This window comes from Rhizobium sp. NZLR11, assembly GCF_019685115.1.
GTDB lineage: Bacteria > Pseudomonadota > Alphaproteobacteria > Rhizobiales > Rhizobiaceae > Rhizobium.
The window spans coordinates 145,172-165,021 of sequence record NZ_JABDWD010000010.1 but is presented as its reverse complement, the minus strand read 5'-3'; the positions used below and the strand labels follow the sequence as shown (position 1 = coordinate 165,021).

At 61.9% G+C, this 19,850-nt stretch carries 17 protein-coding genes and 1 other RNA gene; all 18 read left to right on the top strand.

Translation table 11 applies throughout. The features are described from left to right. Positions 1–293 precede the first annotated feature (293 nt). The 18 genes from HJB83_RS18970 (at position 294) to murB (ending at position 19,850) form a co-directional block, all read left to right on the top strand. Positions 294–1,001 (top strand): DnaJ family molecular chaperone, encoded by a 708-nt coding sequence (locus tag HJB83_RS18970; protein ID WP_221159577.1) that lies wholly within the window; start codon positions 294–296, stop codon positions 999–1,001. Continuing rightward, the gene (locus HJB83_RS18965; protein WP_221115802.1) at positions 998–1,759 is read left to right on the top strand and encodes an N-acetylmuramoyl-L-alanine amidase; all 762 of its coding nucleotides are present in this window, start codon (positions 998–1,000) and stop codon (positions 1,757–1,759) included. The genes HJB83_RS18970 and HJB83_RS18965 overlap by 4 nt, the downstream gene beginning before the upstream one ends. 261 nt (positions 1,760–2,020) lie before the next feature. Then, positions 2,021–2,548 carry a lytic transglycosylase domain-containing protein gene (locus tag HJB83_RS18960; RefSeq protein WP_007630080.1) on the top strand — a complete coding sequence of 176 codons (528 nt, stop codon included), beginning with the start codon at positions 2,021–2,023 and terminating at the stop codon, positions 2,546–2,548. A 117-nt stretch (positions 2,549–2,665) separates the two neighbouring features. Further along, a complete protein-coding gene (locus tag HJB83_RS18955) occupies positions 2,666–3,853 on the top strand; it encodes an FAD-binding oxidoreductase (RefSeq protein ID WP_207581138.1) in 1,188 nt (395 codons plus the stop codon). A gap of 11 nt (positions 3,854–3,864) precedes the next feature. Then, positions 3,865–5,040, top strand: coding sequence for an FAD-binding oxidoreductase (locus HJB83_RS18950; RefSeq protein ID WP_207581137.1), 1,176 nt, complete (start codon positions 3,865–3,867; stop codon positions 5,038–5,040). Between the two features lie 53 nt (positions 5,041–5,093). Beyond that, positions 5,094–5,491: RNase P RNA component class A (rnpB, locus tag HJB83_RS18945), an RNA gene on the top strand. A 426-nt stretch (positions 5,492–5,917) separates the two neighbouring features. After that, positions 5,918–6,355, top strand: a complete 438-nt coding sequence (gene mraZ / locus HJB83_RS18940; protein WP_221115800.1) for a division/cell wall cluster transcriptional repressor MraZ — start codon at positions 5,918–5,920, stop codon at positions 6,353–6,355. A gap of 17 nt (positions 6,356–6,372) precedes the next feature. Further along, positions 6,373–7,398, top strand: a complete 1,026-nt coding sequence (rsmH, locus tag HJB83_RS18935) for a 16S rRNA (cytosine(1402)-N(4))-methyltransferase RsmH (protein WP_221115799.1) — start codon at positions 6,373–6,375, stop codon at positions 7,396–7,398. A gap of 1 nt (position 7,399) precedes the next feature. After that, positions 7,400–7,921: a hypothetical protein gene (locus HJB83_RS18930; protein WP_207581134.1), complete on the top strand. Its 522-nt coding sequence runs from the start codon at positions 7,400–7,402 to the stop codon at positions 7,919–7,921. Beyond that, complete coding sequence (locus HJB83_RS18925) at positions 7,921–9,681, top strand: penicillin-binding protein 2 (RefSeq protein WP_164011719.1); 1,761 nt, start codon at positions 7,921–7,923, stop codon at positions 9,679–9,681. The genes HJB83_RS18930 and HJB83_RS18925 overlap by 1 nt, the downstream gene beginning before the upstream one ends. 6 nt (positions 9,682–9,687) lie before the next feature. Next, positions 9,688–11,208 carry a UDP-N-acetylmuramoyl-L-alanyl-D-glutamate--2,6-diaminopimelate ligase gene (locus tag HJB83_RS18920; protein WP_221132098.1) on the top strand — a complete coding sequence of 507 codons (1,521 nt, stop codon included), beginning with the start codon at positions 9,688–9,690 and terminating at the stop codon, positions 11,206–11,208. Next, positions 11,205–12,638, top strand: a complete 1,434-nt coding sequence (locus HJB83_RS18915) for a UDP-N-acetylmuramoylalanyl-D-glutamyl-2,6-diaminopimelate--D-alanyl-D-alanine ligase (RefSeq protein ID WP_221132097.1) — start codon at positions 11,205–11,207, stop codon at positions 12,636–12,638. Before HJB83_RS18920 ends, HJB83_RS18915 begins: the two co-directional genes overlap by 4 nt. Before the next feature lie 22 nt (positions 12,639–12,660). Then, positions 12,661–13,761 (top strand): phospho-N-acetylmuramoyl-pentapeptide-transferase, encoded by a 1,101-nt coding sequence (mraY, locus tag HJB83_RS18910; RefSeq protein ID WP_207581131.1) that lies wholly within the window; start codon positions 12,661–12,663, stop codon positions 13,759–13,761. 7 nt (positions 13,762–13,768) lie between these two features. Further along, positions 13,769–15,181, top strand: coding sequence for a UDP-N-acetylmuramoyl-L-alanine--D-glutamate ligase (gene murD, locus HJB83_RS18905; RefSeq protein ID WP_221132096.1), 1,413 nt, complete (start codon positions 13,769–13,771; stop codon positions 15,179–15,181). A 1-nt stretch (position 15,182) separates the two neighbouring features. Continuing rightward, positions 15,183–16,337, top strand: coding sequence for a putative lipid II flippase FtsW (gene ftsW, locus HJB83_RS18900; RefSeq protein ID WP_164011711.1), 1,155 nt, complete (start codon positions 15,183–15,185; stop codon positions 16,335–16,337). A gap of 5 nt (positions 16,338–16,342) precedes the next feature. Next, a complete protein-coding gene (gene murG, locus HJB83_RS18895; RefSeq protein ID WP_221132095.1) occupies positions 16,343–17,467 on the top strand; it encodes an undecaprenyldiphospho-muramoylpentapeptide beta-N-acetylglucosaminyltransferase in 1,125 nt (374 codons plus the stop codon). Continuing rightward, the gene (murC, locus tag HJB83_RS18890) at positions 17,464–18,879 is read left to right on the top strand and encodes a UDP-N-acetylmuramate--L-alanine ligase (protein ID WP_207581128.1); all 1,416 of its coding nucleotides are present in this window, start codon (positions 17,464–17,466) and stop codon (positions 18,877–18,879) included. Before murG ends, murC begins: the two co-directional genes overlap by 4 nt. Beyond that, positions 18,876–19,850, top strand: a complete 975-nt coding sequence (gene murB, locus HJB83_RS18885) for a UDP-N-acetylmuramate dehydrogenase (RefSeq protein WP_207581127.1) — start codon at positions 18,876–18,878, stop codon at positions 19,848–19,850. The genes murC and murB overlap by 4 nt, the downstream gene beginning before the upstream one ends.

Sequence of the window (19,850 nt, the reverse complement as noted above, 5' to 3'; positions counted from 1 at the left end):
AGCCTGTAAAGTAAAGAATTTACGAAATAGCGCCTTTCTGCCGCGTAGTGACCGGAAGAACTGATATAATCGTTTCAGGCTGGTTCTGACTGCCGAGAACAGTTGTGGAAATTGCCGGCGAGGCGCGCACCGTAGCGGAAGTGCCGAGTGCACGAGAATCCTTTGCTGCAGTGCGACAATTACAAAATCGTGAAAACTGTGTTCGGCCCTACGACCAATAGCCGCCTTGCAAAGGCTACGATTCTTTGGTCAAGCTGTTTGCATATAAGCCTATAATCATGCGAGAGATTTCGATGTCCTTCTGGGAAAAACTGTTGAATGCCATTGGCAATACCGCGGGCAATGCGCTGTCTGCGGTGGTCGAGGCTATCCGAACAGTTTTCGAAGGCGATCCCGAGACCCGGCGCAAAGTGGCTTTCTCCGTGGCGATCATCGCGCTGTCAGCCAAGATGGCCAAGGCCGACGGCATCGTCAGCGAGAAGGAGGTCGAAGCCTTCCGCGAAATCTTCGAATTCCCACAGGATCAGGCAAAGAACGTCGCCAGGCTTTACAACCTTGCACGCCAGGACGTCGCTGGCTACGAGGCCTATGCCGAACGGCTCTCGACGCTCTGCGTCACCTGCGCGGCCAATTGCACCGTGCTGGAAGACGTGCTCGACGGCCTCTTCCACATCGCCAAGGCCGATGGGCTGATCCACGAGAAGGAACTGAATTTCCTCAGCCATATCGGTGAGATCTTCCAGACGAGCGAGACCCGCTTCGAGCAGATCGCCGCACGCCATGTCTCGTCCGGCCGCGATCCCTATAAGGTGCTCGGCGTCTCGCCGTCGGATGATTTCCCGACCATCCGCCGCCGCTACCATGGCCTCGTCAGCGAACATCATCCCGACCGGCTGATCTCGCGCGGCGTGCCCAAGGAATTCCACGTGATCGCCAACGAACGCATGGCGGCGCTGAATGCAGCCTATGCGGCGATCGAGAAGGAACGCCGTGCCGCATGACCTCGTTCGAGGCCGACTGCCGCAGCGCCCGCGTGCAGCCTTCGCCAAACCACGGCGAGCGGACGGACGGGCGCCGTCCAGACATGGTCCTGTTGCACTATACCGGCATGCCAACGGCAGATGGCGCGCTCGACTGGCTCTGTCGCGTCGAAAGCCAGGTTTCCAGCCACTATTTCGTGCATGAGAACGGTGAGGTGGTGCAGCTCGTACCGGAGGCGCGGCGTGCCTGGCACGCTGGAAAGAGCAGTTGGCAGGGCGAGACGGATATCAATTCGCTGTCGATCGGTATCGAGATCGCCAATGCCGGCCATCCCGGCGGGCTTCCCGATTATCCGAATGAGCAGATCACCGCGGTGATCGAATTGTGTCGCGACTGTGTCAAACGTTGGTCGATCGCGCCGGAACGGGTCCTCGGGCACTCCGATGTAGCCCCGATCCGCAAGGTTGATCCGGGCGAAAAATTCCCCTGGGCCGAACTTCACCGGGCGGGCATCGGGCACTGGGTCGAGCCGGCAACGATCACCGGCGGACGCTTCTTCCAGCGGGGTGACGCCGGCCAGCCTGTCGAAGCACTGCAGTCGATGCTGTCTCTCTATGGCTACAGCACTGAAATCACAGGTCAATTTTCCGAAAAGACGGCAGGTGACGTGGAAGCCTTCCAACGCCATTTTCGTCCCGAACGGGTGGACGGCATCGCCGATTTCTCGACAATCGATACGCTGCACCGGCTGCTGTCGGCGCTGCCGCGTTATTCCTGAGCGGAAGAGCCGGACATCAGGGCGGATTTCTCGCGACCGGCGGGAAAACCACCTCGCCACATCATTTCCCTATTATCTCCTCATTGCGATGGTCTAAGAACGCCCGCTGAACAGCGCTCGCGGCCTTTCCAAGTGTAACGATGAGCGCCAAATGAAACGATAAGAATTGCTGCGGAACACGGTCAATCCTTGATCGCGTATAACCGGATGACGGCGAGGCGCGCAGTCCTGCAATTCTATGGGTCGGAGTGAATAGACTACATGAAGAATATGATTGTTGGTGCTGCGGCATGCGTTGGCATGCTGCTGGCGGGATATAGTTTTGCCTTGGCGGGGGATGACTGGGGTGCCAGGGCCGAAACCATCTCGTTGAAAACCGTCGATCGCCAGAGCGGTTACGCCATGCCGGATTTTTCCACGAGCACTCCCTATGCCGTGCTGATCAATAAATATGCCGCCGAATACAACGTGCCCGTCGCGCTCGCCCAGGCTGTCGTGCGTGTCGAGAGCAATTTCAATCCGAATGCCCGCGGCAGCGCCGGCGAAGTCGGCCTGATGCAGATCAAGCCGGCAACGGCGCGGATGATGGGTTACTCCGGTACCAAGAAAGGCCTGTTCGATCCGGAGACCAACATCAAATACGGGATGAAATATCTGGCGGCCGCCCATCAGCTCGGTGGCGGGCAGACCTGCAACACTATCCTGAAATACAATGCCGGCCATGCCGCTACCCGCATGAACCCGGTATCCAAGACCTATTGCGGCAAGGTGCTGGCGATGCTCGATTGAGCTTCGCCAGACGGGTCGGGAGAAATTTCTTTCCGGCATTTTTGCGATATGAATCAGGACGCTCGCCGTGATATCCCCACCTGAAACGAGGTGGGCTACCTCGATACGAGGTTAGATATGGCAGTCGATTTCAGGTTCATCATCATCGGACGCGGCATGATGGGTGCCGCTGCCGCACGACACCTCTCGTCGATGGCCGACGGCATTGCATTGATCGGCCCGCGCGAGCCGGAGCAACGCAACGCCCACGAGGGGATATTCGCCAGCCATTACGACGAAGCGCGCATCACCCGCACCTTCGACGGCAATCTGGCCTGGGGAAGTTTCGCCGCCCGGGCGCTCGACCGCTACGGCGAGATCGAGGCAAGGAGCGGCATTTCCTTCTATTCGGAGGTCGGCTGCCTCTTCACCGGTCCGACGGTGAAGGATGAGCGGGACTACATCAACCGGGCGCTGACTGTCAGCCGGACGCTTGGCAGCGATATCGAGACCATCGCGCCGTCGGAACTTCGCCAACGTTTTTCCTACCTTGCCGTCGATCCTGATTTCACGGGATATTTCGAGCGCAAGCGCGCCGGGCACATCAACCCGCGGGCACTGGTGCGGGCGCAGACGAGGCTTGCCGAACAGGGCGGTGTTGCGCTGATCGAGGCAACTGCGACATCGGTGCGCGATGCCGGTTCGCATGTCGAGGTGACGGTCGGCGACAGACGCTACAGCGCCGAGCGCGTGTTGGTCGCTGCCGGCGGTTTCAGCAATTTCCATGCCCTGCTGCCGCGTCCTGTCGACACCAGAGTCCTGGCGCGCACGGTCGCCTTCTACGAGATCGGCGAGCGCGAGATGGCGACCTTCGGTGATATGCCGTCGACGATCGTGCTCGGCGACCGGGAGGAGGACCACATCTATATCCTGCCGCCGGTGCGTTATCCCGACGGCAAGACCTATCTGAAGCTCGGTGGCGACACCGAGGCACTTTCCTTCGACAGGTTGGAGGATGTCGGCGCGTGGTTCCGTTCAGACGGCAATGCTGCCGAGCGCGATAATCTCTCAGCCATCGCCCTGCAACTGATGCCGGAGCTTGCCAGCTGCCCGGTCACTTCGGCGCCCTGCGTGGCGAATTTCACACCGACCGGTTATCCCTATGCCGGATATACCCAGTCGCCGCGCATCGCGGTGCTCACCGGCGGCAATTTCGTCGCGGCCAAATCCTCCGACGAACTTGGGCGGCTGGGAGCGGTGCTTCTTACGGAAGGGCAACTTGGCGACGCGGATTTCGGCAGTGAACTCACGCCGGTCTTCGTTTGAGGAGAAATGCGATGACAATCGATTTCAAATACATCGTCGTTGGGCGCGGGCTAATGGGGGCTGCGGCGGCGCGGCATCTGGCGCGCCAAGCGGACGGTGTTGCGGTGATCGGCCCGGACGAACCTGATGATCGCAAGGCGCATCAGGGCGTTTTCGCCAGCCATTACGATGAAGGGCGCATCACCCGCACCATCGATCCTGACCGCAACTGGGCGCTGCTCGCCAACCGCTCGATCGGTCGCTATGGCGAGATCGCCCGCGACAGCGGCATCGACTTTTATCGCGAGGCCGGCTGCGTCGTTGTCGCGCTTGATCGAAGCGATTATCTCGAAAAGACCCGGCAGGCTGCCGTTTTGCTGGACGTCGAAACCAGCCTTCTCGACGCGGCCGGGCTGAAGGCCGCCTTTCCCTTCTTCGCCTTCCCCGATGGCGCCGCCGGCGTCTTCGAGGCGAGAGGGGCCGGGCATATCAGCCCGCGCAAGCTGGTGAAGGCGCAGTCGCTGCTGGCTGAAAGGGCAGGCGCTGCCGTCATTTGCGACCATGTCGTCTCGATCCGCAGCGAGGGCGGATCGGCTGTCGTCGAGACTGCAGGCGGCCGGACCTATCGCGGTGAAAAGGTGCTGCTGGCTGCGGGCGGATTTTCTATTGCCGAGAATCTGTTGCCGAAGCCCGTTGCCATGACGGTTTATGGTCGGACCGTCACGCTTTTCGAAGTGAGCGAGACCGACGCGGCGCGCCTTGCGACCATGCCGTCGCTCATTCTAAATGTGCCCGGCCTCCATATCTATCTGCTGCCGCCGATCCGCTATCCCGACGGCAAACTCTACCTGAAGATCGGCGGTGATCCCGACGATTTGGCACTCGGCGACGAGGCGGCGATGCGGGCCTGGTTCAAAACAGAAGGGCGCGACAGCGTGGGGGCACACCTCAAGCGCATCGTTGAAGGTCTCGTGCCCGACTTGGTGCCGCTCTCGATTTCGACGGCCGCCTGCGTCGTGTCGCAGACGGCGAGTGGTTACCCGATGATCGGCTATACCTCATCGCCAGAAATCGCGGTGGCGACGGGCTGTGCTGGCACGTCGGCCAAGAGTTCGGACGAAATCGGCCGGCTTGGGGCCGAGCTGCTTTTGGCAGGCGGAATCAGCGAACAAGGCTACTCCACGGATTTCACACCGCAATTTCGCTAAATAAATTTTGATTTCGGTGGCAATTGCCCTCTCTCTCGTTTATGGGAGCCCTGCCAGTTGGCTGGGCAGCCGCGCTTTATCAATGCCGAAAGGCGGTAGGGTGAGGAAAGTCCGGGCTCCACGGAAACACGGTGCCGGATAACGTCCGGCGAGGGCGACCTCAGGGAAAGTGCCACAGAAAGCAAACCGCCTGTCATGACAGGTAAGGGTGAAAGGGTGGGGTAAGAGCCCACCGCATCTCCGGCAACGGAAATGGCACGGTAAACCCCACCGGGAGCAAGACCGAATAGGGATGACGTGGCAGGCCGAAAGGCCTTCCGGCCGGTTTCCAGGCCAGCCATCCGGGTGGGTTGCGCGAGGCAGCGTGCGAGCGCTGTCCCAGAGGAATGGCTGCCACGTTCCGGTTCACGCCGGAGCCATACAGAACCCGGCTTACAGGCCAACTGGCGATTAACTTTTGTGGCGCGATCAAGCCGCAATTTCAAGAATCACTTCCAGATAAGTTGCTGAAACTGAAAGTTTTCAAGTGGATGCTCATGCAATCCGCCGGGCGAAAATTCTTTTTGCGAAAGCACGGTTGCGCGCCATCGTGAGAGGGTGATCCTAACCCTTTGTTAAACTTAACGGCTTATAAATTTTTGATCATGCGTCCACTGCAAAATGGGCGCATCCCATTGACGCCCATATGGTCCCATGCTATCCCAAATGCGCACTGCACCGGGGCAATCATCTGCCCATTCATCGCAAAGCAAAGGCGTCTTCCTTTCCGGAAGCGTCGGAGGGGTTTTTGCTCATCCGGCTTGCGAAGCTGTGTCTGATATCGGGAGTTTCGGGCGTCTTCTGGTCCGGATCCCTGCGGGAACGGATGTTTCGTGTGATGAGCCGCTTCCTTTCGAGTGCGACCAACAGGATCGATGCCAAAGGCAGGGTTTCCGTGCCTTCCGCGTTCCGTTCCGTGCTGGCGCAGCGCAATGTTCAGGAGCTCTATTGCTTCCAGGACTTTGTGTTTCCGGCGATCAGCGTCGGCGGTCCGGATCTTCTCGAAAGATTCGAACGGCGGATTGCTGCGGAGGATCCGTTTTCGCCGGATGCGAACGAGATGTCGCTTCTCATTCATGGAGGCGGGGTCTTCATGAAGCTCGACGCCGAGGGACGGCTGATGGTCACGGATTTCATTCGCGGCTTTACCGGCATCTCGGACGAAGTGACCTTCGTCGGTCGGGCGGACTATTTTCAGCTCTGGCAGCCGCAGGCTTTTGTGGCTGCGCAGGTGCAGGCACGAGGGGAGCGCAAGCTGGCGGGCAAGCGTTCCTGAAAGAACGAGGGAACGGAATGGTGGCGAATCCTGGCGGAGGTTCAACTGATGCCGGTGGCGGACCGGTTCGTCACATTCCTGTCCTTCTCGATGAAGTGCTTTCAGCGCTGGCGCCCACGCCCGGCAAGCTCATTCTCGACGGTACCTTCGGTGCGGGCGGTTACAGCTCGGCCATCCTTGCTGCCGGCGCCGAGGTGATCGCGCTCGACCGCGATCCAACGGCGATTGCCGCTGGCCAGGCAATGGTCGCCGCCCATGGTGACCGTCTCAAGCTCGTTCATTCGCAATTCTCACATCTTGCCGATCATGTGCCGCAAGGCGGACTTGACGGCGTCGTGCTCGATATCGGCGTTTCCTCCATGCAGATCGATGAGGCCGAGCGCGGTTTCTCCTTTCAGAAGAATGGACCGCTCGACATGCGCATGTCGGCGACAGGCGTTTCGGCCGCCGATGTCGTCAATCGCGCCAAAGTCGCCGATCTCATCCGCATTTTCCATTTTCTCGGCGAGGAAAGCCAGTCGCCGCGCATCGCGCATGCAATCGAGAAGCGCCGCGAGGAAAAGCCGTTCGAGACGACGCGCGATCTTGCAGGTCTCATCGAGCTCGTCACTCCACGTAAGATGAAGGACAAGATCCATCCGGCAACGCGCGTCTTCCAAGCCTTGCGCATCTTCGTCAACGATGAGCTCGGCGAACTGGCGCAGGCACTGTTTGCGGCGGAAGCAGCGCTGAAGCCGGGCGGGAGGCTCGTCGTCGTCACCTTTCATTCGCTCGAAGACCGCATCGTCAAAAAATTCTTCTCCGATCGTGCCGGCAAGGCGGCGGGGTCGCGGCATCTGCCTGTCGCGCATGAGCGGGCGGCAACCTTTGCGGCGATCGGCAAGCCGATGGTTTCGGCAAGCGATGCGGAGGCGGAGATCAATCCGCGCGCCCGCTCCGCCAAACTGCGCGCCGGACTGAGGACGGAGGCTGCGGCCGAGGCCGCGGATATGTCGCTCTTTGGGTTTCCCAATCTCGCCAGTCTCGGAAAGCTTGGAGGTTGACATGTTGAAAACGTTCGATCTCGTGCTCATCGGCGTCATGACGGCCACCGCCGCCGTCACCTATACGATCAAGCATCGCGCCGAATTGAAGCTCGAGGAGGTTCATCGCCTCGAAGCGGAGATCAAGCTCGAAGAGGACACCATCGACCTTCTCAAGGCCGACTGGGCGCTGCAATCGCAGCCGAACCGTCTTGAACGGTTGGTCAAGGCCTATGATGACGAATTGCAGCTGCAGCCGACGCAATCGACGGCGCTGGTGCATGCCAAAGAATTGCCGATGTTGAAGTCTGAGGTTCCGGTGCCCGACGTGACGGAGGCCAAGGCCAGCGCGAAAAGCGCGACCGAGCCCAGCGCCAAGGGCGCGACCGAGGCCAACGCCAAGAGCGTTACCGAGGCCGGCGCCAAAGGCGCGGCTCTTGCCGGGGCGACCGTCACGACGAAGGCGCGGCCTGTTCCAAAGCCCGCGCCGCGCGTCGAGCCGGAAGATGATGCAGATGAGATCGAAACGGGGTCGGTGGAATAATGTCGTTTCTTTCCCGCATCATGGTCTTGAAGAGCCAGGCGCATTTTTCTGCCGGCGTCTATAATCGGTTCGGCGGTCCTTCCCCTGCCGGCCTGGCGATCGAGGGCTCCCGCAAGAAGAAATCAGGGCAGGCTAAAAGCCGCGTCGGCCTGCTGATCCTCGGCTTCATGGGTGTCTACGTCATTATCGGCGGCCGTCTTGTCGAATATGCAATGAAGGATCAGGAGGTCGTCTCCAGCATCCTGCCGCCCGATCGGCTGATGGCCTCGCGCCCCGACATTCTCGACCGCAACGGCGAAGTGCTGGCGACCGACATCCGCACCGTCTCGCTGTTTGCCGAGCCCAACAAGATCGTCGATGCCGACGAGGCGGTCGAGAAGCTTGCGACGGTGCTGCCCGAACTCGACGTCAGGGACACCTATAAAAAGCTCTCGGCGAAGACCTCGCATTTCGCCTGGTTGCGCCGGCAGCTGACGCCGAAGCAGCAGAGCCAGATCCTGGCCCTCGGCATTCCCGGCATCGGCTTCCGGCCGGAGAAGCGCCGGTTCTATCCGGGCGGCTCTACCGCCGCGCACATCCTCGGCTACGTTAACATCGACAATCGTGGCGTTGCCGGGATGGAGAAATATATCGACGACCAGGGGCTCGCCGACCTCGCCTCGGTCGGCATGACCAGCGACCAGCCTCTCGAGCCGGTGCGGCTTTCGATCGACCTGCGCGTCCAGAACATCGTCCGGGACGCGGTCGTCAACGCCGTCAACAACTTCCAGTCCAAGGGCGCCGGTGCCGCTGTTATCGACGTGCATACCGGGGAAGTGCTGGCGATGGCCTCGGCGCCGGATTTCGATCCGAACGATCCGCAGCAAGGGGCCAAGGAGGGTTGGCTCAACCGGATGACCAACGGCACCTTCGAAATGGGATCGACTTTCAAGACCTTTTCGCTGGCGATGGCGCTCGACAGCGGCAAGGTCAAGATGACCGACAGTTTCGATGCCAGCAAATCGATCTATATCGGCGGCTTCACCATCCACGATTTCCATGGGCAGCGCCGCTGGCTGACCGTGCCTGAGATTTTCCAGTATTCGTCGAATATCGGCACGGCGCGCGTCATCGACATTGTCGGCATCGACGCGCAGAAGGATTATCTGACCAAATTCGGCCTCTTGACGAAGATGCAGACCGAACTGCCTGAGGTGAAGATGCCGAGCCAGCCGCGCGTCTGGAAGAAGATCAATTCTATCACGATTTCCTTCGGCCATGGCGTCTCGACGACGGCGCTGCAGACAGGCGTGGCGGCGGCCGCCCTCGTTAACGGCGGCAAGCTGATCGAGCCGACATTCCTGCCGCGCAGCCGCGAACAGGCCGATGAGATCGCCACGCAGGTGATCAAGAAGACGACCAGCGACGAGATCCGCTATCTCCTCGATTTCAACGGATACAAGGGATCGGGCCGCGTCGCCCGCGTGCCGGGCTTTGCCGTCGGCAGCAAGACCGGCACGGCCGACAAGGTGGTGAACGGTCGTTATTCGGCGACGCTGAACTTCAATTCCTTCATTGCCGCATTCCCGATCAACGATCCGAGATATGCCGTGATCACCTTCTGCGATGAGCCGAAAACCGGCGAGAAGGCCTATGGCGGAACGATCTCCGCCGGTACCGCAGGCCCGATCGCCCGCGAGATCATCAGCCGTGCGGCCCCCATTCTCGGCATCGAGCCGAAATTCGGGGAGGGCGGATCGGCCTTGCTGGTGTCTTATTGAGTGTGAATGAATATCGGCGCCGATTCGCGAGGGGTGAACCGGTTTCAAGAGAGAAAAGTGCATTCGATGAAATTGCGAGACCTGGCCGGAGATCAGTTTCCGGAACTTGAAGCACAGCTCGAAGGCCCGGCAGGCTTGCTTGACATCTCAGGCCTGTCTTCGGACAGCCGCCATGTGGCGCCGGGCAATGCCTTCGTCGCGGTTGCCGGCACCAAGGCGGACGGCGCGGGCTTCATCGCGGATGCCGCCGGCCGGGGCGCTGCCGTCGCGATCGCCTCCCAAGCCATCGATGCCTCCATCCCGGTGCTTGCGGTCAAAGAGCCTCGCCGTTTCCTTTCGATCGCCGCTTCGCGCTTCTTCGCCAGGCAGCCCGAGACCATAGTCGCCGTCACCGGCACGGCGGGCAAAACTTCCGTCGCCTCCTTCACACGGCAGATCTGGGCGCATGCGGGTCATGCTGCGGCAATGATCGGTACGACCGGCGTCGTCTCGCCGACGCGCAACGAATATGGTTCGCTGACGACGCCCGATCCGGTGTCGCTGCACAAGCTCTTGGCCGAACTTGCCGATGAAGGTGTCACGCATGCGGCGATGGAGGCTTCCAGCCACGGCCTCGACCAATGCCGGCTCGACGGCGCTAGGCTTGCGGCGGCCGCCTTCACCAATCTCGGCCGCGACCACATGGATTATCATCCGACCGTTGAAGAATATATGGCCGCCAAGATGCGGCTTTTCGATGTGCTGCTGCCGAAGGGGTCGCCGGCGGTGATCTTCGCCGATGATCTGTGGTCGGCGCAGGCGATCAAGGCTGCGACCGATGCCGGTCACGACGTCCGCACTGTCGGGCGCAAGGGCGATTACCTCGCCTTGAAACGCGTCGAGCACTTCCGCCACAAGCAGACCGCCGAGATCCATATCGACGGCGAGATCTTCGAGGTGGACATTCCGCTGGCCGGCGATTTTCAGGTCGCCAACGCGCTGGTCGCGGCCGGGCTTGCCATGTCGACCGGCGTTGCGGCGAAGGTTGCGATGGCCGCGCTCGAAAAACTCATCGGTGCGTCCGGCCGTCTCGAACTGGTCGGCCATACGAAAGATGGCGCGCTCGCCTATGTCGACTACGCCCACAAGCCGGATGCGCTGGAAAACGTGCTAGGCTCGGTCAGACCCTTCACCACGGGCCGCGTCGTCGTTGTCTTCGGCTGTGGCGGCGACCGTGATCGCGGCAAACGGCCGATCATGGGCGAAATCGCCTGCCGACTTGCCGACGTCGTCATCGTCACCGACGATAATCCGCGCTCGGAGGAGCCGGCCTCGATTCGGGCGGAGATCATGGCGGCAGCACCCGGCGCCTCGGAAATCGCCGATCGCGCCACGGCGATCCGCGAGGCGGTTGGCATGTTGAGATCCGGCGATACGCTGATCGTCGCCGGCAAGGGGCATGAGGAAGGGCAGACGATCGGCAGCGTTACCCTGCCGTTTTCCGATCATGCGGAGGTGCGCAAGGCCTTGGAGGAACCGCAATCTTGAGCTGGCTCTGGACGACCGAAGATATGATCGCAGCAATGGCGGGGCGCCCCTTCGGCACTCCGCCCGAAGGCATCACCGGCATTTCCATCGACAGCCGCTCGATCACTCCGGGCGAAGCCTTCTTCGCGATCAAGGGTGACCGTGTCGACGGTCATGACTACGCATCGATGGCGACGGCAAACGGCGCCTCCCTTCTTGTCGTCAGCGAGGCGAGACTTCCGGCCATGGGCCGCCTGACGGTGCCGATGATCGTCGTGGAGCACGTGCTCGCAGCACTCGGCCGGCTCGGCCTTGCTTCGCGCGAGCGCTCTAAGGCCCGGATCATCGCGGTGACGGGATCTGTGGGAAAGACGACCACCAAGGAGATGCTGCGGCACGTGCTGTCGCCCTCCGGCAAGGTGCATGCTTCCGTCGCCTCCTTCAACAATCATTGGGGTGTGCCGCTGACGCTGGCGCGCATGCCTGAGGATACGGATTACGGCGTCTTCGAAGTCGGAATGAACCATCCCGGTGAGATCCGGCCGCTGGTAGCGATGATCCGTCCCGATGTCGCCATCGTCACCACAATCGCGCCGGCGCATCTCGGCAATTTCAAGAACATCAAGGAAATCGCTGCCGCCAAAGCCGAGATCTTCGAGGGGCTCGAACCGGGCGGCCATGTCGTGCTCAACCGCGACAATGACCAGTTCAATTTCCTCGACCGCACGGCGCAGTCGCTCGGCGTCGAGCATATCCATTCCTTCGGCCAGCATGCCAAGGCCGAATTCCGGCTGGCGGAATTCAACGGCTCGGACGAGAACTCGACGCTGTGGCTGACGATCGGCGGTGAGACGCTGGAGGTCGCGATCGGCGCGCCCGGCCGCCATATCGCCGAGAATGCTCTCGCAGCGCTCGGCGTCGTCAGGATCGTCGGCGCCGACATGGAAAAGGCGATCGAAGCGCTCACGACTCTGAGGCCTGAAAAGGGCAGAGGCAAGCGCCACCGGCTTTCGGTCGGCAGCGGCCGCTTCACGCTGATCGACGAGAGCTACAATGCCAATCCGGCTTCGATGCGCGCGGCGATCGCACTGCTGGCGGCTTCCGAGCCGACCGGCGGCGGACGCCGTATCGCCGTGCTCGGCGACATGCTGGAGATGGGGGAGTACGCGCAGAAGGTTCATACCGATCTTGCCGTACCGGTGCTTGCGGCCGGCATCGAACATGTCTGGCTCGCAGGAGCAGAAATGGCTGCGCTCAAGGAATCGCTGCCGGAAAGCGTCCATGTCGAATATCGCGAGAACACTGGCGAATTGACGGATTATGTATTGAACTCGGTCGCACCAGGCGACGTGTTGATGGTGAAATCGTCTCTGGGCATCGGTTTCGGCAAGATCGTCGCCGCGCTCCTTGACAAGTTCCCGCCATTTTCCGACACGCAACGCGAACTTTGATCGGGTAAACAAGGGGCCCTGAATGCTGATCTGGCTTGTCGAACTGTCGGAATATTTCAAATTTCTGAACTTGTTCAGATATATTACCTTCCGCACAGGGGCCGCTCTGTTCACCTCGGCGCTGATCGTCTTCCTGTTCGGGCCGACAATCATCAATTCGCTGCGCATCCGCCAAGGCAAGGGCCAGCCGATCCGTGCCGACGGGCCGCAGACGCATTTCAAGAAGGCCGGCACCCCGACCATGGGCGGGCTGATGATCCTTGCCGGCATCGTCGGCGCGTCGCTGCTGTGGGCCGATCTTTCCAACGTTTATGTCGTCGCCACTTTGCTGGTGACGCTCGGCTTCGGCGCGATTGGCTTCTACGACGATTATCTCAAGGTCACGAAGCAGAGCCACATGGGCTTTTCCGGCAAGGCCCGTCTCGGCATCGAATTTGTCATCGCCGGCATTGCCGTCTATTTCATGATGCGCACCGCCCTTGCCTCGGGCATTGCCGGTTCGACCTTCGGTTCTTCGATCGCCTTTCCTTTCTTCAAGGACTTCATGATCAATATCGGCATCATGTTCGTCGTCTTCGGCGGCTTTGTCATCGTCGGCGCCGGCAATGCCGTCAACCTGACTGACGGCCTCGACGGGCTTGCCATCGTGCCTGTGATGATCGCTGCCGCCTCCTTCGGCGTCATTGCCTATCTCGCCGGCAACGTGGTGTTTGCGAACTACCTGCAGATCAATTTCGTGCCCGGCACCGGCGAGCTCGCCGTCGTCCTCGGCGCGGTCATCGGCGCCGGTCTCGGCTTTCTCTGGTTCAATGCGCCGCCGGCCGCCATCTTCATGGGCGACACCGGTTCGCTCGCACTCGGCGGCACGATCGGCACCGTTGCCGTCGCCACCAAACACGAGATCGTCATGGCGATCATCGGCGGCCTCTTCGTCATCGAGACGCTCTCGGTGATCATCCAGGTCGGCTTCTTCAAGATGACCGGCCGGCGCGTGTTCCTGATGGCGCCGATCCATCATCACTTCGAGAAGAAGGGCTGGACCGAGAGTCAGGTAGTGATCCGCTTCTGGATCATCGCCGTCGGCCTTGCCATGCTTGGCCTCTCGACGCTGAAACTGCGGTGAGCCGACGATGATCCCGGTCACGACGCTCAAGGACAGGAAGGTCGCGCTCTTCGGGCTCGGCGGCTCCGGCTTTGCCACTGCGCGGGCGCTGGTCTCAGGCGGCGCCGAGGTAACCGCCTGGGACGACAATCCCGACAGCGTCGCCAAGGCTGCAGCCGAAGGCATCCGGACGGAGGACCTGCACACTATCGACTGGAGCCAGCAGGCTCTGTTCGTACTGTCGCCCGGCGTGCCGCTCACCCATCCAAAGCCGCACTGGACCGTCGATCTTGCGCGCGCCGCCGGCGTCGATATCGTCGGCGACGTCGAGCTCTTCGTGCGCGAGCGCCGCGCCCATGCGCCTGATTGCCCGTTCATTGCCATCACAGGCACCAACGGCAAGTCGACGACGACAGCATTGATCGCCCATATCCTGAAATCATCAGGCTACGATACGCAGCTCGGCGGCAATATCGGCACGGCGGTCTTGACGCTCGATCCGCCGAAGGCCGAGCGCTATTACGTCGTCGAATGCTCCTCCTATCAGATTGATCTGGCGCCGACGCTGAACCCGTCCGCCGGCATCCTGCTCAACCTGACGCCTGATCACCTCGACCGCCACGGCACGATGCAGCATTATGCCGATATCAAGGAACGGCTGGTTGCCGGCAGCGATGTCGCGATCGTCGGCGTCGACGACAGCCATTCGGCGCTGATTGCCGACCGCGTCGAGCGGGCGGATGTCAAGGTAGTCCGCATTTCGCGCCGCAGCGTAGTGGCATCAGGCATTTATGCCGAGGCAAGCAGGCTCATTCAGGCCGCCGGCGGCGCCATGCTGCCCTTCGCCGATCTCGACGGTATCCAGACGCTGCGCGGCAGCCATAATGCGCAGAACGCCGCCGCAGCTGTGGCCGCCTGCCTTGCCGTCGGAATTTCCGCTGACGACATTCGCACCGGCCTTGCCTCGTTTCCCGGCCTCAAGCATCGCATGCAGCCTGTAGGGCAGCGCGGCCGCGTCGTTTTCGTCAATGATTCCAAAGCAACCAATGCGGATGCTGCAGCGCCGGCCCTTTCGAGCTATGATCGCATCTACTGGATCGCCGGCGGCCTGCCGAAGGCTGGCGGCATTACAACACTCGCTCCCTATTTCCCGCGCATCGCCAAGGCCTATCTGATCGGCGAGGCGGCGGCGGAATTCGCTGCGACGCTCGGCGAGGCTGCGCCCTACGAGATCTCCGGCACGCTGGAGCGTGCGGTTGCGCATGCGGCAGCCGATGCCGAGCGCGACGAGAGCAGCGCTTCGGCCGTGATGTTATCCCCGGCTTGCGCAAGCTTCGATCAGTATAAGAATTTCGAAGTCAGGGGCGATGCCTTCGTCGGCCACGTCGCAGCGCTTGACGGAATTGCGATGCTGATCGGTTCGGCAACAGGAGAGAAATGACATGGTAAGCCGCGCGGAACGTGGGCCTCTGGCCGATTGGTTCTGGACCATCGACCGCTTCTTCCTGGCGATGTTCATCTTCCTGATGGGCATCGGTTTCATGCTGTCGTTCGCGGCATCTCCGGCTGTCGCCGAGCGCATCGGGCTCGAGCCTTTCCACTTCGTCAAGCGCCATGCAGCCTTCATGATCCCTTCGATCTCCGTCATGCTCGGGCTGTCGTTCCTGACGCCACGCCAGGTGCGGCGAACGGCGATCCTGCTGCTGATCATCTCGATCGCCATGATGGTGCTGGTGCTGTTCGTCGGGCAGGAGGTCAAGGGCGGCAGGCGCTGGATCTGGATCGCCGGCCTTTCGATCCAGCCGTCGGAATTCATGAAGCCGGCCTTCGTCGTGGTTTGCGCCTGGTTGTTTGCCGAACATGCGCGCCAGCCGGAGATCCCCGGCAATCTTTTCGCCATCATCCTGTTTGCCATCGTCGCCGCTCTGCTCGTCGCGCAACCCGACCTCGGCCAGACCATTCTGACGACGGCCGTCTGGGGCGGGATGTTCTTCATGGCCGGCATGCCGTGGATATGGATCATGCTGCTTGGCATCGGCGGCGCCGGCGGCCTGCTCAGCGCCTATTACGTCTTCCCGCACGTTGCGCTGCGAATAGACAAGTTCATGACCGGCGAGGGCGACACGTTCCAGATCGACACCGCGCGCGAGGCGATCATCCGCGGCAGCTGGTTCGGCCAGGGGCCAGGCGAGGGTATCGTCAAACGGATCATCCCGGATGCGCATACCGATTTCATCTTCTCGGTCGCGGCCGAGGAATTCGGCATCGTCTTCTGCATAGCGCTGGTTGCGCTGTTTACCGTGCTGGTGCTGCGCGGCCTCTCTCATGCCTACCGCGAGCGCAACGACTTCAACCGTTTCGCCGTTGCCGGCCTGGTGCTGCAGATGGGCATCCAGTCGATCATCAATATCGGCGTCAATCTCGAGCTTCTGCCGGCAAAGGGCATGACGCTGCCGCTGATTTCCTACGGCGGCTCGTCCATGGTGGCGATCTGCGTCACCGCCGGCTTCATTCTGGCGCTGACGCGCCATAGACCGGAAAAACGCGCGCAGGACCGGAGCCTTTTCCGCGTCCCGCACGGCATGCCGGCGGAGTAAAAACCATGAGCAAAGGCATCGTGCTGCTTGCCGCCGGGGGAACCGGTGGTCATGTGTTCCCGGCGGAGGCGCTGGCCTTCAAGCTGAAGGAGCGCGGCTACGCGGTGCATCTCGTCACCGACAGCCGGGCCGAGCGTTATGCCGGCAAGTTTCCGGCCGAGGAGATCCATGTCGTGCCGTCGGCGACGATCGGCTCGAAGAACCCGATCGTCGTCGCCCGCTCACTGTGGACGCTCTGGAGCGGTATGCGGGCGGCAAAGAAGCTGATCCAGCGGCTGAAGCCGGTTATCGTCGTCGGTTTCGGCGGTTATCCGACAGTGCCGCCGCTGCTCGCCGCCACCCGGCTCGGTGTGCCGTCGATGATCCACGAGCAGAACGCCGTGATGGGCCGGGCCAACAAGGCCTTAGCGACCCGCGTGCAGGGTATCGCCGGCGGTTTCCTGCCGGAGGGCGGCGGCGCCTTCCCGGACAAGACGGTGACGACCGGCAATCCGGTCCGCCCGGCGATCATCGCAGCCGCCGAGGTGCCTTACACGCCCTCGTATCCCGGCGAAGCCTTCAACCTCGTCGTTTTCGGCGGCAGCCAGGGCGCCCAATATTTCTCCAAGGCGCTGCCGACGGCGATCAGCCTGCTCGACGACACGCTTCGCGTGCGCCTGCGCATCACCCAGCAGGTGCGCCCCGAGGATATGGAAATGGTCGGCGGCTGCGTCGCCAAGCTGGAGATGGGCGCCGATATCGCCCCCTTCTTCACCGACATGGCCGAGCGGCTGGCAAGGGCGCATCTCGTCATCTGCCGTTCGGGCGCTTCGACGGTTTCGGAAATCTCCGTCATCGGCCGGCCGGCCGTGCTGGTGCCTTACCCGCACGCTCTCGATCACGACCAGGCGGCGAACGCCGCAGCACTGGCTGCGACCGGCGGGGCCAAGGTAATTGCCCAGTCGCAGCTTTCGCCGGAGAAGATCGCGGCGATCCTGACGGCTGTGATGAACGATCCGGAAAAGCTTTCGCACATGGCAGCGGCGGCGAAGCTGGCCGGGAAACCCGATGCCGCGAACTTGCTTGCCGACATGGTTGAGGCTATTGCCGCCGGACGGACAATTGCGGAATTCAAGAGGACACGCGCATGAAACTGCCGAAGGCGATCGGTCTCGTTCATTTCATCGGCATCGGCGGCATCGGCATGAGCGGCATTGCCGAGGTGCTGCACAATCTCGGCCACAAGGTGCAGGGATCTGACCAGGCCGACAGCGCCAATGTCCAGCGACTGCGCGACAAGGGTATCGAGGTGTTCGTCGGCCACCGGGCCGAAAACCTGGGCGAGGCCGAAGTCGTCGTCGTTTCGACGGCGATCAAGAAGAGCAATCCGGAACTCATCGCCGCGCGCGAAAAGCTGCTGCCGGTGGTGCGCCGCGCCGAAATGCTTGCCGAGTTGATGCGCTTCCGCAATGCGATCGCCATCGGCGGCACGCATGGCAAGACGACGACCACTTCGCTGGTCGCGACGCTGCTCGAAGCCGGCGGGCTCGACCCGACCGTGATCAACGGCGGCATCATCAACGCCTACGGGACCAATGCCCGCATGGGCGAGGGCGAGTGGATGGTGGTCGAGGCCGACGAATCGGACGGCACCTTCCTGAAGCTTCCCGCCGATGTCGCCGTCATCACCAATATCGATCCGGAACATCTCGACCATTACGGCAATTTCGATGCCGTGCGCGCCGCCTTCCGGCAGTTTGTCGAGAACGTGCCGTTCTACGGCTTCGGCGTCATGTGCCTCGACCATCCCGAGGTGCAGTCGCTGGTCGGCCGCATCGAGGATCGCAAGATCATCACCTATGGCGAGAACCCGCAGGCCGACGTGCGCTTCACGAATGTGCGCATCGACGGCACGCGGTCGATCTTCGACGTCGAAATCCGCCGCCGCCGCACCGGCCAGGTGATCGAGCTCAAGGGGCTGGTCATGCCGATGCCCGGGCGGCATAATATTTCCAACGCGACGGCGGCGATCGCTGTTGCCAACCGGCTCGGCATATCGAGCGCCGATATCGCCAAGGGGCTTGCGTCCTTCGGCGGTGTCAAGCGCCGTTTCACGCTGACCGGCGAATGGAACGGGGTGCAGGTCTTCGACGACTACGGCCACCATCCCGTCGAGATCAAGGCGGTGCTGCGCGCTGCCCGCGAATCCTGCAAGGGGCGGGTGATCGCGGTCCACCAGCCGCACCGCTATAGCCGCCTTGCGAGCCTATTCGAGGAATTCGCCGCCTGCTTCAACGACGCCGACAGCATTTTCCTCGCGCCGGTCTATGCGGCGGGCGAAGATCCGATCGCGGGTATCGATTCCGTGTCGCTGGTCTCGCGGATAAAATCCGGCGGCCATCGCGACGCCCGCTTTCTCACCTCGGCGGAGCTTCTACCGCAGATGGTTGCGGAGGTTGCAAAGCCTGGCGATTTCGTGGTTCTGTTGGGGGCTGGCAGCATCACATCCTGGGCGGCGGCGCTGCCCACGCAACTGGAAGGCCTATCGGGAAAGTCCGTATGAAACAGGTGAATGGGGAAAAGCTTCTCGCGTCTCTCGGAGACGGTGTAAAGGATATCCGCGGGCGCATCACGCCGGATGCCCCCATGGACCGCGTCACCTGGTTCAGGGCAGGCGGCCTGGCCGAGCTGATGTTCCAGCCGCATGACATCGACGATCTCGTCGCCTTCCTGAAGATACTGCCGGAAGAGGTGCCGCTGACGGTGATCGGCGTCGGCTCCAATATCCTGGTGCGTGACGGCGGCATTCCCGGCGTCGTGCTGCGCCTGTCCGCCAAGGGGTTCGGCTTTGTCGAGCTTGCCGGCGAAAACCGCATTCTTGCCGGCACCATCTGCCCCGATAAACATGTGGCCGCGATGGCGATGGATAACGGCATTGGTGGCTTTCATTTCTTCTACGGTATTCCAGGCAGCATCGGCGGCGCGGCGCGTATGAATGCTGGGGCAAACGGCGTGGAGACACGCGAGCGGCTGATCGAGGTCAACGCCGTCGACCGCAAGGGCAATAAGCATGTGCTTTCCAATGCCGAAATGGGCTATTCCTACCGGTATTCCGCAGCACCCGCCGAGCTGATCTTCACCTCGGTGCTATTCGAAGGCTATCCGGAAGAGCGCGCGCAGATCCGCGCCGAGATGGACGCCGTGCGCAATCACCGCGAGACGGTGCAGCCGGTGCGCGAAAAGACTGGCGGCTCGACCTTCAAGAACCCGAAGGGCCATTCGGCCTGGAAATTGGTCGACGAGGCCGGCTGCCGCGGCCTCGTCATCGGCGGAGCCCAGATGTCGTCGCTTCACTGCAACTTCATGATCAACATGGGGCAGGCGACCGGCTACGATCTCGAATATCTCGGCGAACAAGTGCGCCGCGAAGTCTTCGAGAAAGAGGGCATCAAGCTCGAATGGGAAATCAAGCGCCTCGGTGTCTTCATGCCCGGCCGCGAAGTGCGCCCGTTCCATGGCGTCACCAGCGAATAA